This window comes from Devosia sp. UYZn731, assembly GCF_040546795.1.
Lineage (GTDB): Bacteria > Pseudomonadota > Alphaproteobacteria > Rhizobiales > Devosiaceae > Devosia.
This window is the reverse complement of sequence record NZ_JBEPOL010000005.1, coordinates 138,707-153,347: the sequence shown is the minus strand read 5'-3', so window position 1 is coordinate 153,347 and position 14,641 is coordinate 138,707. Positions and strand designations below refer to the sequence as shown.

General features: G+C 64.9%; 12 protein-coding genes and 1 pseudogene. 12 read left to right on the top strand and 1 reads right to left on the bottom strand.

Going from position 1 to position 14,641, the window contains the following annotated elements; genetic code table 11:
- Positions 1–65: 65 nt before the first annotated feature.
- The 8 genes and pseudogenes from ABIB57_RS13755 to ABIB57_RS13720 all read left to right on the top strand — a co-directional run bounded on the left by ABIB57_RS13755 (position 66) and on the right by ABIB57_RS13720 (position 8,949).
- A complete protein-coding gene (locus ABIB57_RS13755) occupies positions 66–638 on the top strand; it encodes a DNA-3-methyladenine glycosylase (protein WP_354041555.1) in 573 nt (190 codons plus the stop codon).
- Positions 639–831: 193 nt separating this feature from the next.
- Positions 832–1,120: pseudogene (locus ABIB57_RS13750) on the top strand (plasmid stabilization protein).
- A 107-nt stretch (positions 1,121–1,227) separates the two neighbouring features.
- A complete protein-coding gene (gene recQ, locus ABIB57_RS13745; protein ID WP_354041554.1) occupies positions 1,228–3,051 on the top strand; it encodes a DNA helicase RecQ in 1,824 nt (607 codons plus the stop codon).
- Between the two features lie 252 nt (positions 3,052–3,303).
- A complete protein-coding gene (locus ABIB57_RS13740; protein WP_354041553.1) occupies positions 3,304–4,710 on the top strand; it encodes a GumC family protein in 1,407 nt (468 codons plus the stop codon).
- Positions 4,703–5,752: a glycoside hydrolase family 5 protein gene (locus ABIB57_RS13735; RefSeq protein WP_354041552.1), complete on the top strand. Its 1,050-nt coding sequence runs from the start codon at positions 4,703–4,705 to the stop codon at positions 5,750–5,752. The genes ABIB57_RS13740 and ABIB57_RS13735 overlap by 8 nt, the downstream gene beginning before the upstream one ends.
- The gene (locus ABIB57_RS13730) at positions 5,749–6,606 is read left to right on the top strand and encodes a WecB/TagA/CpsF family glycosyltransferase (protein ID WP_354041551.1); all 858 of its coding nucleotides are present in this window, start codon (positions 5,749–5,751) and stop codon (positions 6,604–6,606) included. The genes ABIB57_RS13735 and ABIB57_RS13730 overlap by 4 nt, the downstream gene beginning before the upstream one ends.
- Positions 6,596–7,894 (top strand): O-antigen ligase family protein, encoded by a 1,299-nt coding sequence (locus ABIB57_RS13725; protein ID WP_354041550.1) that lies wholly within the window; start codon positions 6,596–6,598, stop codon positions 7,892–7,894. The genes ABIB57_RS13730 and ABIB57_RS13725 overlap by 11 nt, the downstream gene beginning before the upstream one ends.
- The gene (locus ABIB57_RS13720; RefSeq protein WP_354041549.1) at positions 7,891–8,949 is read left to right on the top strand and encodes a glycosyltransferase family 4 protein; all 1,059 of its coding nucleotides are present in this window, start codon (positions 7,891–7,893) and stop codon (positions 8,947–8,949) included. The genes ABIB57_RS13725 and ABIB57_RS13720 overlap by 4 nt, the downstream gene beginning before the upstream one ends.
- Here ABIB57_RS13720 and ABIB57_RS13715 read toward each other — a convergent pair.
- Complete coding sequence (locus ABIB57_RS13715) at positions 8,907–10,343, bottom strand: lipopolysaccharide biosynthesis protein (RefSeq protein ID WP_354041548.1); 1,437 nt, start codon at positions 10,341–10,343, stop codon at positions 8,907–8,909. The genes ABIB57_RS13720 and ABIB57_RS13715 overlap by 43 nt on opposite strands.
- A gap of 139 nt (positions 10,344–10,482) precedes the next feature.
- Between ABIB57_RS13715 and ABIB57_RS13710 the strand changes: the two genes are divergently transcribed.
- From ABIB57_RS13710 to ABIB57_RS13695, 4 genes are all read left to right on the top strand, one after another.
- Positions 10,483–11,646, top strand: a complete 1,164-nt coding sequence (locus ABIB57_RS13710; protein WP_354041547.1) for a glycosyltransferase — start codon at positions 10,483–10,485, stop codon at positions 11,644–11,646.
- Entirely contained in the window at positions 11,643–12,383 is a 741-nt protein-coding gene (locus tag ABIB57_RS13705; RefSeq protein ID WP_354041546.1) for a polysaccharide deacetylase family protein, read from the top strand. Before ABIB57_RS13710 ends, ABIB57_RS13705 begins: the two co-directional genes overlap by 4 nt.
- A 1-nt stretch (position 12,384) precedes the next feature.
- A complete protein-coding gene (locus ABIB57_RS13700; RefSeq protein ID WP_354041545.1) occupies positions 12,385–13,491 on the top strand; it encodes a GNAT family protein in 1,107 nt (368 codons plus the stop codon).
- A 61-nt stretch (positions 13,492–13,552) separates the two neighbouring features.
- Positions 13,553–14,533: a heparan-alpha-glucosaminide N-acetyltransferase gene (locus ABIB57_RS13695; protein WP_354041543.1), complete on the top strand. Its 981-nt coding sequence runs from the start codon at positions 13,553–13,555 to the stop codon at positions 14,531–14,533.
- Positions 14,534–14,641: the final 108 nt, after the last annotated feature.

Here is a 14,641-nt window from a genome sequence, read left to right as displayed (position 1 = left end):
CGCGCCAGCCGGCCCCGAGTTCATGCTAGCTTGACGCCGCCCGTTTGGCTGCGCAAAAGCGACGCATGTCGCACGAAATCCATCCGCTCGACCGTTCCTTCTTCGACCGCCCCATGCTGGAGGTGGCGCGCGACCTGATCGGCACCACGCTTTTGGTCGATGGCGTGGGCGGCATTATCGTTGAAACGGAAGCCTACGATCCGTCCGATCCTGCCTCGCATACGTTCAACGGCCCAACGCTGCGCAATGCCGCGATGTTTGGTCCGGCCGGCCACGCCTATGTTTATAAAATCTACGGCATCCACTGGTGCCTCAACTTCGTCTGCCAGCCCGGCAGCGCTGTGCTGATCCGGGCGCTGCAGCCGACCCATGGCCTCGATACCATGGCCGAACGGCGTGGAGGGTTGGCGGCGCGGCAGTTGTGTTCCGGTCCCGGCAAGCTGTGCCAGGCGCTGGGCATAACGATCGCGCAGAATGCCATGCCGCTCGACGAGGCCCCGTTCACTCTGCTGCCTGCTTCCGCCGTGGCCGACATCGCCACCGGACCGCGCATCGGCCTCACCAAGGGCGTCGATACGCCTTGGCGGTTCGTGCTGCGGGGATCGCCATTTCTCAGCAAGCCGATCCCTGTCTCTTAGGTTCGCAAGCGCACCATAGGGAACATTTTTTGGCCTCACATGTTTTCATGCCGAGGCGTGGACGCGCGTCGACCGGACATGGCGGCATAGGGAACAGGACGGTTTTTCCGGTCTCCCATCCTGGCCAACGAAATGGCAGCCGAGCCCTTATCCCGCCCGCGTCACGCCTCACCAATTTTCCGAGGAGAGCATCATGCCCAGAGGGGATAAATCTGCCTATACGGACAAGCAGGAGCGCAAGGCCGACCACATAGCCGAGGGCTATGAGGATCGCGGCGTCTCCGAAAAGGAAGCCGAGCGGAGGGCCTGGGCCACCGTCCGGCTCCGGCCGCGGCAAGGATACTGGCCATCCCGCAACGCATAAGGGCGGCGAAAAAGGTGGCAAGGCCGCCGCGAACCGCACCGCCGCCGAACGCTCGGCATCCGCCAAGAAGGGCGCCGCGACGCGCAAGCGCAATGCCGAGAGCCACGCCGCGCACTAGCCGCGGATAAACTCGCGATTATCCACACTCGCGCCCGTGACCGCCTTGCGGCTCACCCCCGCTCATGATTCAAGGGCAGGGTGAACGCGCTGGATTCGACATACGACATGTTCGGCACGGGAAACGTGCGCAGGCCCCGCGACCCGCTGGCTGTGCTGCGCGATATCTTTGGCCATCAGAGCTTTCGCGGGCAGCAGGAAAAGGTGGTCCGCCACGTCACCGATGGCGGTGACGCGGTAGTGCTGTTTCCGACCGGCGCCGGCAAGTCGGCCTGCTTCCAGATACCCGCCATCTGCCGCCCCGGCGTCGGCATTGTCATCTCGCCGCTGATTGCCTTGATGCGCGACCAGGTCGAGGCTTTGCGTCAGGCGGGTGTGCCGGCGGCGGCGCTGAACTCCTCGCTGACCCCAGAAGAGTCCGCCGACGTGCGCCGCCAATTGCGCAATGGCGAGCTCGATCTGCTCTATGTCGCCCCCGAACGGGTCGCGACGCCGGGCTTTGCCAACATGCTGTCGGGCATCGATATTGCGCTGTTCGCCATTGATGAAGCCCATTGCGTGAGCCAGTGGGGGCATGATTTCCGACCGGAATATCGTGAGCTCAGCAAGCTGACCGAGCTGTTCCCCGGCGTCCCCCGCATCGCCCTGACCGCGACCGCCGATCCGACGACGCGCGAAGACATTATCGAGCGGCTGGGGCTGGAAACCGCCAAGGTTTTCACCACCAGCTTCGATCGTCCCAATATTGCCTATTCGATCGTCGAGCGCGACAAGGCGCGCGATCAATTGCTGAGTTTCCTCGCCGCGCACAAGGGCAGCTCGGGCATCGTCTATTGCCTGTCGCGCGCCAAGGTCGAAGACACCGCCGAATGGCTCTCGGGCAAGGGCATTCCCGCTCTGCCATATCATGCCGGGCTCAGCGCCGAGCGCCGCAACGCCAACCAGGACGCGTTCCTGCGCGAAGACAATATCTGCATGGTCGCGACCGTGGCCTTCGGCATGGGCATCGACAAGCCCGACGTCCGCTATGTCGCCCATATGGACCTGCCGGCCTCCATTGAAGCCTATTACCAGGAAACCGGGCGTGCTGGCCGCGATGGCGCGCCGGCCGATGCCTGGATGAGCTATGGCATGGCCGACGTGGTGCAGCGCCGCCGCATGATCGACGAGGGCAATGCGCCCGACGAGGTCAAGCGCGTCGAGCACACCAAGCTCAACGCACTGCTCGGCGTCTGCGAAACGGCAGATTGCCGCCGCAAGGCGATCCTGGCGCATTTCGGTGAGACCTATGAGGCGCCCTGCAATAATTGCGACACCTGCCGATCCCCGGTGGAGAGCTGGGACGGCACCGAGGCGGCCATCAAGGCGCTGGCGGCGATCTATCGCACCGGTCAGCGGTTCGGCGCGGCCCATGTCATTGATGTGCTGGTGGGCAAAGCGACCGAAAAAGTCGAGCGCTTCGGCCACCAGAACCAGGCCGTGTTTGGCGCCGGCAAGGATATCGACGCCAAGACCTGGCAATCGGTGCTCCGGCAATTGACCGCCAATAGCCTTGTGGTGGTCGACCACGCCGCCCATGGGGCGCTGACGCTGGGCGAGGGCGCCCGCGCCGTGTTCAAGCATGAGCGCAAGGTGACGCTGCGCAAGGACCAGCCGAAAAAGGCCGCCGATGTGCGCCGACAACTGGCGGGCGCGGTGCAATTGGCCGAGCCGGCGATGACGGTATTCAATGCCCTGCGCGCCGAGCGCCTGCGCATCGCCAAGGAACAGGGCGTGCCGCCTTATGTGGTATTCCAGGATGCCACCTTGCGCGCCATGGCGCTGGCGCGGCCGCGCCAATTGCATGACCTGCTGGAGCTGCCCGGGGTCGGCCAGGCCAAGCTGGAGCGCTACGGCGACGCGTTCTTGGCTGTTCTGGATCGGCATACGTAAATGCGCGTAAGTATTCAGCTATGTAGTCCTGCGTTGAAACTCGCGCGGTTAAGGTAAAGAGCGCGTTTCATTACCTGAAGTTCATCTCACCTGCTAGAAAATCTGCAGCGGTAATAAACCGTTAAGCATGATCTATTGGGGGCAGTGATGGCGAACTCTTTCAGGACGGAATCTTCCGGCGAAGCGCTGGTCCGTGCTTTTCGATCAAGCCCGGCCGCGTCATTGCCTGCTCCGTCATCGGTCAGCCACTCGATGTTTCGCAGCGACCCGGCGCCAGGCTTTCCCGGACTGCCGTCCCTGCCGCTGAGCCTGGGCGACTTCGGTTCGCGGCTGTGGCGCACCAAGGGCTGGGCGCTATCGACCGCCTTGGCGTTCGGCGCACTGGCAGTGGTCTTCTGTCAGGTGATGCCAGCTAATTATCGGGCCAGCGCGCAGATCTATATCGATCCGCAGAACCTGCAATTGCTGGAACGCGATCTCGCCCCCAATGCGGCAGGGGGCGATGCCGGCGTGGTGCTGATCGAAAGCCAGGCCCGCGTCATGGCCTCGCAATCGGTGCTGCGGGCAGTGGCCATCCAGCTCGATCTGGACCACGATCCCGAATTCGTCGGCAGCGGCAGCCCGCTCAAGGCGTGGCTCGATCACGTGCTCAACGGACCGCCCGGCGCCGATGTCGATGATCTGCAGCGCGCGGTGACGGCCCTGGGCAAGGCGGTTTACGTGGTTCGGCTCGACCGTACCTATGTGGTCGATGTGCATGCCGAATCCGAAAGCGCCACCCGCGCCGCCGAGATCGCCAATGCCGTTGTGCAGCAATATCTCAATCTGCGTGAAAGCCAGCGCGCCGGCCAGGCAGGGCGTGCCTCGGGCGAGTTCGAGGGGCGGCTGGCGCAATTGCTCAAGGAACTGGAAACGGCCGAAAACGCCGTCGAGAGCTTCAAGAGCGCCAACAATATCGTCGAGACGGGCGGGCAATCACTGCTCGAAGGCGAGGTCAGCCAAGCCAATCAGGGCCTGCTGTCGGCAAATGCGGCTGTCGCATCGGCGCAAATCCAGCTCGATCAGTTGCAAGCACTGGCCGGCGATCCGAACCGCATCATGGCGCTGCCGGAGGCCCAGGGGTCGCCCGATATGGTTCGGTTGCGTGGCGAGTTACAGGTTGCCAGCAGCGATGCCGCCGTGCTGTCCGCCACACTGGGTGCGCAGCATCCGCGCCTGTTGGCGGCAAAGGAGCGCGTGGCTGGCGCTCGCGCTGCACTCAATGCTGAAATTGACCGCTTGCTGGCCAGCGCCGAACTTAATCTCGATCGCGCCAAGGACAATGCCGCCTCGCTCGATGGCCGCGTTTCGGGGCTCACGGGGGACTTGCAGAGCACCGACAGCAAGCGGGTCCGCCTGCGCCAGTTGGAGCGCGAGGCAGACGCCAGCAAGGCCGTCTATGAGGATGCCCTGCTGCGCTCGCGCGAAACCGCCGAACAAGCGCAGATCGATACACTCAATGCCCAGGTGGTGTCGCAGGCCTCGCCGCCGGTCAGCCGCAGCTTTCCGCCCAAGTTGAGCCTTCTGCTCCCAGTGGCGCTGTTGTTTGGCCTCTTGGCGGGAGCGGGGATCGGGCTGGGTCTGCAGGGCATGCCCGCAAAGGGACGGGACCATGCGTGATCTGTCTCGCCGTGCCGTGGTCGCCGGGTTGCTGGTGGCCGGTGTTCTGCCCGCCCGTGCGCAACCGGCAACGCGCATTGAGATCGACGGCCATCGCATGACTTGGAATGGCCAAATCCTGCGGCTGCGCGGTGTTGCCATGGGCGATCCTGTCTATATCCGCGCCGGCCGCTCGCTGAGCGACTACATGACGGTGGCAACAGACTGGTCGGCCAATTGCGTGCGCATCAGCGTGCATCCTGGCCACTGGCGGTATGATCGCAACCAGATGGCAGCGCTGCTCGATGCCGATGTGCAGGCGGCGCGGGCGCAGGGCCTGTTCGTCATCATCGACTGGCACGCCATCGGCTTTCCCGGCATGTATCAGCCGATCCCTCCGCCCGAATGGGGGCTGCTGGCGGACGCTTATCTGTCCACCATCGAGGACGCAGCCGACTTCTGGCGCGCCATGGCAAAGGTCTACGGCAATGACCCGGCGATCCTGTTCGAGCTGTGGAACGAGCCGGTTACTGACGATCACCATTGGGTGTCCGACGGCGCCGGCTGGCCGCAGTTCCGCGCCGCATGGGTGGAGCTGACGGCGGCCATCCGCGCCATCAGCGACAATGTCATCCTCTGTGCGGGCGGCCGCTGGGCGCATGACCTGATCGGCGCGGCCGCTGCGCCGATGGACGATCCACGCACCGCCTATGCGTGGCACGTCTATCCCAACGAGGATCGCGACGACCCCGATCGCTGGTTCAAGAGCCTCGCGGGGTTGGCCGCGCAAAAGCCCATCGTCGTGACGGAATGGGGCTTCCTGCCTGATGGCCTCGGTGATCTGACCGGCGGGCTCGACGACTTTGCCCGCCCCTTCGTTGCCGACATTCTCGACGGGCTGGGACTGGGCCATACCGCCTGGTGCTACAGCCCGGGCGCCACCCCGGCATTGCTGGCCGCCGATGGCGCATCTCCCTCGGCCTATGGCCGCTTCGTGCGGGATCAGTTGCGAAGCTCGGCTGCTGCCGAACCGTTGATACTTGCGCCGGCAGACAGATCATGAGACGCCGCCTTTCGCCCCCCGCGCTGCGGCCCAAGCCGGTTCCGGCCCATGCTTTTCCCCGCTTCGAGACTGTGCAATTCGCCGGCCTGCCGGTGGCTCGGCTGGACCGCGCCCGCACAACGCAATTGCTGATCGACCTGGCGGTGAAGTTCCGCCGCGGTGATCGGCCCTGGATCTCCACCAGCGTCAATGGCCAGGTGCTGTCCAACGCGGCCCGCGATGGCGACCTGCGCGAGGCCATGCTGTTTGCCGATCTGGTCAGCGCCGATGGCCAGCCCATGGTGTTGGCGAGCCGACAGGTCACCGGCTTTGACTTGCCCGAGCGAGTGGCGACGACCGACCTGTTCCACGATGTGGCGCGGGCCGCCAAAAGCCGGCCGCTGACCATGTATTTTTTGGGTTCCAGCGAGGCCGAAAACGCCCGCGCGGTGGCCAATGTGCGCGCAACCTATCCGCATCTGCGCATTGTGGGGCGCATGCATGGCTATCATAGCCACGCCGAATGGATCAGGCGGGTCGCCGAGATCAATGCGGTGGGGCCGGACCTGCTCTGGGTGGCGCTAGGAGTGCCGCGCGAACAGCAGTTCTATATGCGTTTTGCCCATGCGCTGCCTAATGTCGGGCTGATCAAGACCAGCGGCGGGCTGTTCAATTTTCTTTCCAGTTCGGCCAGCCGCGCGCCGCAATGGCTGCAGGACAACGGGCTTGAATGGGCCTATCGGCTTGTTCAGGAACCGCGCCGCCTGCTCTTGCGCTATCTCACCACCAATCCGCATGCGGCCATGCTTATGCTCACCCAGCGCCAGTTCGGACGGCGAATTTGCCATCTCGGGCGTGATCGCCATGAGCGCTGACAGCCAGACGCTGGGCCGCGCCGTCGGCGGAATCGATGCCGGGCGCCTGCTGGTCATTGCCTTCGTGGTATTCACCATGCTGGTGCTGTGGACGCAGGCGCAACCCCTCGCCAGCCTGCAGAATTATGGCGTGCTGGATGATCCGACCCAGTCCAATGCGCTGCGCCGCAACCTGACCCTGGCCATTGCGGGCGGCGCGCTGTGGATGGTCGTCCGCGATGGACAGATGCGCCAGCTCTGGCATGCCATGAGCCCCGGGCTCCTGGCCATCTTCGTCTGGTTCGCGCTGACATCGGTGATCTCGCCCAGTCCCGGCCTGGCGCTGAACCGGCTGGTGCTGGCGGGCGTAGTCATCGTCATCGCTTTTTGCCTGCCGCAGCTATTCGCCCGATTTGCGGACTTCGTCACTAGCTACGGCGTGGCGGTGAGCATTGCGGTGGCGCTGTGTTTCCTGGGCGTGCTGTTCGTGCCTGACCTGGCGATCCATTCAGCGCGCGACAATGTCGAGCAGGGTCTGGCGGGCGACTGGCGCGGCGTGTTCCGCCACAAGAACGACCTGGCGCCGATGGCCATCCATTTCGTGTTCGCCGGCCTCCTGCTGTGGCGGGTGGCCAACAAGGGTTGGGGCGCCGTGGTGATCGCCGGCTCGATGATCTTGCTGATCATGTCGGGTGGCAAATCGGCGGCGTTGCTGGTGCTGCCGACGCTGGTGGCCGCAGCATTGATCGTTCGACTGCGCAACCCGATGGTTGTTGCCGTGGTGGCCTTCATGACCGTAGCCGGGCTGGCGCTGCTGACGCTCGGTTCAGTGGCGTTTCCCGCGGTCGGCGCCGTGGTCGCCCATCTCCCCGATCCAACCTTCACCGGCCGCGCCGATATCTGGACGCTTGGGCTGGAGGCTGCCGGTGCAAGGCCGCTGACCGGGTTCGGCTACAACATCTTCTGGGATACCGGCGCCGCCTATGGCCTCGCCAATTCGGGCGATACGGCGGCCCAGGTGTCCCACGCGCATAACGGTTTCCTCGATGTGGCCATTTCGGCAGGTTTGCCCGGCTTGCTGCTGGTGCTGATCTGGGCCGGCTATGCGCCGTTGAGGCACATTGCGACCATTCGCCGGAAGGCGCTTGACGCCACCGAGGCGGCCTTTCTCGAATTCCTGGTGCAGGGCTGGCTGTTCACGCTGATGATCTCCAGCCTCGAGGCAGTGCTGTTCAATCGCGGCGACTCCATCTGGTTCACCGGCCTGCTGTCGATCGTCTGCCTGCGGCTGTGGTCGCGCGCGCGATGACCCGTGTCCTGCAACTGGTCACCCGCGACGAGCCCGGCGGCGTGCAGGTGCTGACCCGCATGATCGAAGCGGGGTTGCGGGACCGCGACATCGAGGTGGTCACGCTGGCACTCGATATCGGCGGCAAGTTGCCAGCGCGTCTTGCCCATGCGGTCAAGGTGGTGCGAGCCTTGCTGGTGGGGCGCTACGACGCCGTGCTGTCGTATCAGGCGGCCGCCAGCGTGGTCGCGGCGGTGTTTGGCTGGATCGGGCACATTCCGGTGCGTGCCGTTCACCAAACGGCCATGCCGCATGCCGTGCGCCCTCATTGGCGCCTCCTTGACCTGTGCTGTGGCGCACTGGGTCTGCACACCGTGGTCATCGCCAATTCCCGGGCTACCGAACTGGCTTACGCACCTTATCCTGCCGCCTATCGGGCGCGCCTTCGCACCATCCTGCATGGCGTGTCGCCTCTGCCGCGGCCAAAGTTCTCGTTCAACTGGCGCTCGGCCCTGCTCATTCCGTCGCAAGCGCCCCTATTGGTGAGTACCGGCAGGCTGACGCCGCAGAAAAACCATGCGGTGGCTGTCGCGGTCTTGGCCAGACTCCCCAGCATGCATTTGATCATCGCCGGCGAAGGCAGCGAGCGCGGGGCGCTGGCGGCGCAAGCCAAAGCCCTGGGGGTCGCCGACCGGCTGCATCTGATCGGCGATCGGCCGCGCGACACTGTGGCGAGCCTGCTGGCCGCAGCCGATCTCTACGTCTTCCCCTCGATATGGGAAACCTTCGGCCTGGCGGTGGTCGAGGCCGGCATGACCGGCCTGCCCATCGTGGCGGCGGATTTGCCGGTGCTGCGGGAAGTCCTGCAGCCCGCCTGCGGGCATGGCCTGGCCCAGTTTCATCAGCCCGCCGATGCGGCGAGCCTCGCCGCTGTCGTGCGCTCCATGCTGGCCCAATATCCCGATGCCGCGCACCGCGCTGCTTCGGCCCGAGCGATGGCCGACCGACATGGCATTGCGCCGATGCTCGATGCCTATGAGCTTCTGCTTGAGGGCGCGAGGCGGGTCAGCAGATAGGCGGCGATCCGTCCAAGATCGAACAGGTTCCACATGACGGCCAGCCCAATCCCGCCCAGCAGGGTGATGGCGAGTCCGCCGAACCAGCCCACGACGCCGCCCAATCCCGCCATTATGAGGGCCGCGAGCAGCGCCGTGGCAATGGCTATGACTGTAGCGGTGCCGGCTTGCGTCCAGTCGATGGGCATGATCGCCGTCTTGCGGTCGGCGATAAGGAAATAGGCGAGGCCCGTGGCCTGGGTGGCCGTGAAGGCGGTGGCGGCGCCGATCAGCCCGAATGGCGGGATCAGGATCGCGCAGCTTGCCGCGGCCACTGCAACCATCAGCAGCGACGCCCGGACCTCGCGCCGGGCTGAGCCGGCGAAGTAGATGACTTGGCCGAAATAATAGGCGCGGAGCACGAGGCAGGCGGTGCCCAGCACCAGGATGGGCATCGCCGCCAGCGCGCTATCGCGATAGTCCGGCGCCAGCACGACGCTGATCACGCCGGTGCCGAACAACACGAAACCGACGACGCCGAATACCACGATGACCCAGAGCGTGACGAAGGCCCGCCTCAGGATGGTGCGGCTGGCTTCCCGCTCGGCTGCCAGCGCCTTGGCTTGCGACACATAGGCGGCGGCGATGGCTTCGCCGAGGACGACGAAGCTCTGGCGGATGATATCGGCCACCGCCCCATAGGGGCCCACGGCGCCGGCTCCGGCCCACCAGCCCAGCGCGATGCGGTCGAGATTGATCGACAGCGCCCCGGCCATCAAGGCCAGGATCAGCGGCCAGCCATAGGTCAACAGGGCCAGCACATCGCTGCGCTCGGGCGAGACAAATCCGGCTTTCCATATGCCCTGCCGCAACGCGAGCAGCACCGGCAGTGCTGCCAGGATATGCGTCAGGCCAATGGCTGCCAGCAGCGCCGTAGCATCCTTGAGCACCAGCAGCGTGGCGCAACCCAAGGCCAGCATCAGCACGCCGCGCAGCAGGCTGGCCACCGTCACCTGACCGACCAGCAGTTGCGCCCGGCCAACCTCCACGGCCGCGATGTGCACGACCAGCCCGAGCACGAGCGCGGCGATGCCGAGCCCTTGTGGGGCGCCGATTAGCCCAAATGCTATCGCGCCGCCCAGAACGATCAGGGCCGCAAGGGCGATAGCCCCCAGCAGCGCGCACAGGGCGACAGCCAGCCGCGTGGCGCGGGCCGGGGTGTAGACGCCGAAATGGGCGTGCAGCAGCCATTGGAACGCCGTGCCGAAGACGATGAAGCTTGTGGCGAAGCCCACGAGGTAGTGCCCGAACACGTCGGGCGGCGCCAGCCGGGTGAACAGCGCCACCGAGATGAGGTTGAGGACCGCCGCGGCAACGCGCGACACCAGATAGAGACTGGCATGGCGATCGTTCAAGGACGAAGCTCTTTATAAGTATACATGGATAAGTAGTTTCCAGTACAATTAACTCAGTAATGAAGTGTTCGGCGCGATGCAATTACAAATACCAAGGAATGTGTAACACAATTGCCCATGGTATTCGCGTTGTTGAGACATGTTTGAAATTTCTAAAAATAGATCCGGCCGGATCGTCATGCTGGTGCGCGCCTTTTCGGGCGGCGGGGCGCAGCGCGATGCGGTGGAACTGGCCAATGGGCTGCATCGTGATGGCTGGCCGATGGCTATTGCGACGCTGGATGTCGGCGGTCCACTGCGGGCATTGATCGAGCCGGACATGCCCGTGATCGACCTGGGGCAGGGGCGCAAGCGCCGCATGGCGCTTGCTGCGCCCGCGCTGGTCAGCATGCTGCGATCACTGCGTCCGGCCGTCGTCATTGCCTCCGAAGCGGCCGCGAATGGGTTGCTGGTGCTGGCCTCGCAAACGCTCGCGCGTAATATCCGGCCCCGCATCGTGCTGCGCGAGGTGGCGAGTCCCGTGCAGGCCCTTCGGGACGACCCATATGTTCAAAACCGTATGGCCTACCGGCTGGCGCCGCTGTTTTATCCGCTGGCCGATCGCGTGCTGAGTTTGACCGAAGGTGTGCGGCAGGACCTCATCGCCCGGTTCGGGGTGCGGCCGGAGCGGGCGATCAACCTGGGCACCAATGCGGTGTTGACCGAGGCGCGGCTTGCGGACATTTCGCAGCCGGCGGCGCGGACGCCAGGCCTGATTGTCGGCATCGGGCGCTTGTCGCCGGAAAAGGACTTCGCCACCTTGATCGCGGGTTTCGCCGCATTGCGTGAGGTGCGCGATGTGAGCTTGCGGATCCTGGGGGAGGGGCCGGAACGGGCAGCGCTGGAGCGGCAGATTGCGACGCTCGGCCTGACGGGGATCGTGCACCTGCCCGGCTTTGTGGCCGAACCGATCGACTATCTGCGTGAGGCCTCGCTGTTCGTCAGCACTTCGCGGCATGAGGGGTTCGGCAATGCCATCGTGGAGGCGTTGGCTTGCGGCGTGCCGGTGGTGGCGACCGACGCGCCGCATGGGCCGCGCGAGATTCTGCGCGACGGTGCCTTGGGCGCATTGGTGCCGCTTGGCGATCTATGCGGATTGGTTGACGCGATGGATGTGGCGCTCGATCGGCCGGCCGATCCGATGCTGCTGCAGGCGCGGGCGGCCGATTTCACCACCGAACGTGCCGTCGCCCGCTTTGCAGATGTGCTGGCGGGGCTCGGTGTCATCAAAACGCCGCTGGCCATGCTGGAAGTCGCATCATGATGACCGCAGCCGATGGCCTGCTGGGCATGTCGCGGCGGATGGCGCGGGCGGTTCCCTATCGACCGTTCCGGCTCGCACTGGAGCGGCCGGTCGTGACCTTCACCTTCGACGATTTCCCGCTTTCGGCAGCCGAGCACGCGGCGCCACTGCTGGAAGCGGCCGATGCGCGCGGCACGTTCTTTTTCGCCGATGGCCTGGCCGGCGGGTCCGAGAACGGACAGCCGATCGCCAGCCGCGACGTGGTGGCGGAGCTTGCCGCGCGCGGGCACGACATCGGTGGCCACACCAGCCAGCATATCAATGTGCAGCGCAGCACGACCAAAGACCTTATTGCCGATGTGACTGCCAACACCTCGGCGATCGCGACGCTGACCGGGCAAGCGCCGACCTCCTTCGCTTACCCGTTCGGCGTCGTGTCAATTCGCTCCAAGGCCGTGCTGGCGGCCCGCTATGCCGGCCTGCGCGGCATAGCGGGCGGCATCAATCGGGGCTGGATCGACCTGGCGCATTTGCGGGCGCAGGAACTGTACGACGTCAGCTCCAGCCTCGGCAGCATGTACGCATTGCTGGACGATCTCGAACGCGACGGCGGCTGGCTGATTTTCTACACCCACGACGTGCGGACCGATCCGTCCGGCATCGGATGCTCGCCGAGCTATTTTGGCGCGGTGCTGGAAATGGTCGTCAGCCGTGGCATTGCTGTCCAGACCATGGCGCAGACGCTGCAGGAGCTGTGAAATGGACGTCATGACCAAGCCCAGCGCCATCGCGCCGATGCACCCGGCCGATATTCCCGCAGTCGCGGCGATCTTCTATCGCGCTTTTCGCCGCCCCGATCAGCACCCGGACGACGAATTCCGCGCCTATCTCGAGCAGAGCTTCTTTGGCAGCCCCTCCTATGATCCGGCGCGGGCGGGCCTCGTGCATCGCGATGAGGATGGGCGGATCGACAGTGCGCTGCTGGTCATTCCGATGCAGGTCAGCGTGCATGGCCGCACCATCACCGGGCGCCTGATGAGCAATTACATGACCGATCCGCAGCGGCGAACCGGGGGCGGGGCCGGCATGGTGCTGACCATTCGCGCCCGCAACCAGGACTTCTGCTTTTCCGACAGTGCCAATGCGGTCAGCGCCGGGCACTGGAAAGCGGTTGGCGGCAAGGTATTGCCGATCCATAGCCTCGATTGGCGCATGGTGTTCCGGCCCGCCCGCTGGTTGGCGCTCCGCGCTCGCTCGCGCCTGCCGCCTTTCGTTCATCGGCTGGTGTCAGGTTTGGCGTTGCCTGTCGATGCAATGCTGCGACGCATGTTGCCCAAGATGTCCTCCGGACCGGTGGCGCATGTTGCGCCTATGTGTCGCCCCGCCTTCATTGCCGCTGCGCCACGCTTTGTGGAACGCTTTGCCGTCCATCCTGTATGGGCGCCCGACGAGCTTGGCTGGCTGCTCGACATGGCCGCCCGCAATACCGTCGATGGCCCGTTGCGGTTGCTGGAAGTGCATGACGATAGTGGCGCCCTCTGCGGCTGCTGCGCCGTCTACGCGCGGCCGGGCGCCACCGCCAAGGTCCTCAACATCATGACGACGCCCGGCAGCGAGGCCATCGTGGTGGGCCATCTGCTGGCCTATCTCGATGCGCTGGGATGCGTTGCCGCGCAGGGCATGGCGCAGCCATTCCTGCTGGAGGCGCTGGGGCAGCAGAAGCGCATGAGTTTCGTGCCGCGGGGCGCCTATTGCATCAGCACCAGGCATAACGAGATCGTCGATGCCGCGCTCAAGGGCGATTGCTACCTTGGGGGCCTGATGGGCGAGGATTGGAACCGGTTGGTGACCGACTTTCACGATTGATCGGCGCGGCGGCGCGCGGCATGGTGCGACCGTATCGAGATGCCGGAAGGTTCGCCCCGCCATGACTGAGCTTTCCGCCCCCCGCCCGCGCTTTGCCGTGCTCGATATCGCGCGCGGCGTCGCCATCATCGCCATGGCGATCTACCATTTCTGCTGGGACTTGGCCTATTTCCGGTTCATCGACGCCGATGTCGGCTATGGGCTGGGCTGGGTGATCTTCGGCCGGCTGGTGCTGACGGCCTTCCTGCTGCTGGTCGGCATCGGTCTAGTGCTCGGCCACGGGCGCGGTATTCGCTGGCCGGCCTTCTGGCGGCGCGAGGCCATAGTGGTGGGCGCCGCAGTCATCATTACGATCGCCACCTACTTCGCCTTCCCCGATAGCTTCGTCTATTTCGGCGTTTTGCATGCCATCGCGCTGACGAGCCTGTTGGCGCTGCCCTTCCTGCGCGCGCCGCTGGCCCTTGTGGTGGCGGTGGCAGCGATCGTCATCCTGCTCCCGGTAATCTACTCCGATCCGTTTTTTGATTTGAAGCAAACCTCGTGGATCGGCTTCTGGGTCAAGGCGCCGCCGACCAATGACCTGGTCTCGGTATTCCCGTGGCTGGGCATCGTGTTGCTCGGGGTGATCGGCGCGCGGATGGTGCTGGAATCGGGCGCCGCAGTTTGGCTCGCCGCGATCCGGCCGGACAATCGGCTGGCCCGTACGCTGTCGAAAATGGGCCGCTGGAGCCTGATCATTTATCTCGTGCATCAGCCGACCCTGCTCGGCATTCTGTTTCCGCTGGCGGGGATATTGCATCCCGAAGTGGCGGCGCGGGAAAGCCAGTTCCTGGCCTCGTGCCACTCCACCTGCGAAGAAGGCGGCACTTCGCCCCAGCTTTGCGTCACCTATTGCCAATGCGGGCTCAAGGGCGTCGCCGACAACGATTTATGGAATGCCGTCTATACCGGCATGGTCACTGCTGCCGAGCAATCCAAGCTCGACGAAACCACGCGCCAGTGCTCGGCACTAATTTATCCTGTTGCACCATCGGCACAGTAGTTTGCGCTGTCACAAAATATCGATAATCGAGTGCCGTTAGCCTCAATTAGGTCTTGAACAGCCTAAAAAATGGGCTTTGTATACGTCCATACGCGATTTGCCCGAACA

Excerpts from the sequence above, each read along its gene's own strand:
- ABIB57_RS13755 (WP_354041555.1), top strand. The coding sequence starts at position 66 with ATGTCGCACGAAATCCATCCGCTCGACCGTTCCTTCTTCGACCGCCCC.
- recQ (WP_354041554.1), top strand. The coding sequence starts at position 1,228 with ATGTTCGGCACGGGAAACGTGCGCAGGCCCCGCGACCCGCTGGCTGTG.
- ABIB57_RS13740 (WP_354041553.1), top strand. The coding sequence starts at position 3,304 with ATGTTTCGCAGCGACCCGGCGCCAGGCTTTCCCGGACTGCCGTCCCTG.
- ABIB57_RS13735 (WP_354041552.1), top strand. The coding sequence starts at position 4,703 with ATGCGTGATCTGTCTCGCCGTGCCGTGGTCGCCGGGTTGCTGGTGGCC.
- ABIB57_RS13730 (WP_354041551.1), top strand. The coding sequence starts at position 5,749 with ATGAGACGCCGCCTTTCGCCCCCCGCGCTGCGGCCCAAGCCGGTTCCG.
- ABIB57_RS13725 (WP_354041550.1), top strand. The coding sequence starts at position 6,596 with ATGAGCGCTGACAGCCAGACGCTGGGCCGCGCCGTCGGCGGAATCGAT.
- ABIB57_RS13720 (WP_354041549.1), top strand. The coding sequence starts at position 7,891 with ATGACCCGTGTCCTGCAACTGGTCACCCGCGACGAGCCCGGCGGCGTG.
- ABIB57_RS13710 (WP_354041547.1), top strand. The coding sequence starts at position 10,483 with ATGTTTGAAATTTCTAAAAATAGATCCGGCCGGATCGTCATGCTGGTG.
- ABIB57_RS13705 (WP_354041546.1), top strand. The coding sequence starts at position 11,643 with ATGATGACCGCAGCCGATGGCCTGCTGGGCATGTCGCGGCGGATGGCG.
- ABIB57_RS13700 (WP_354041545.1), top strand. The coding sequence starts at position 12,385 with ATGGACGTCATGACCAAGCCCAGCGCCATCGCGCCGATGCACCCGGCC.
- ABIB57_RS13695 (WP_354041543.1), top strand. The coding sequence starts at position 13,553 with ATGACTGAGCTTTCCGCCCCCCGCCCGCGCTTTGCCGTGCTCGATATC.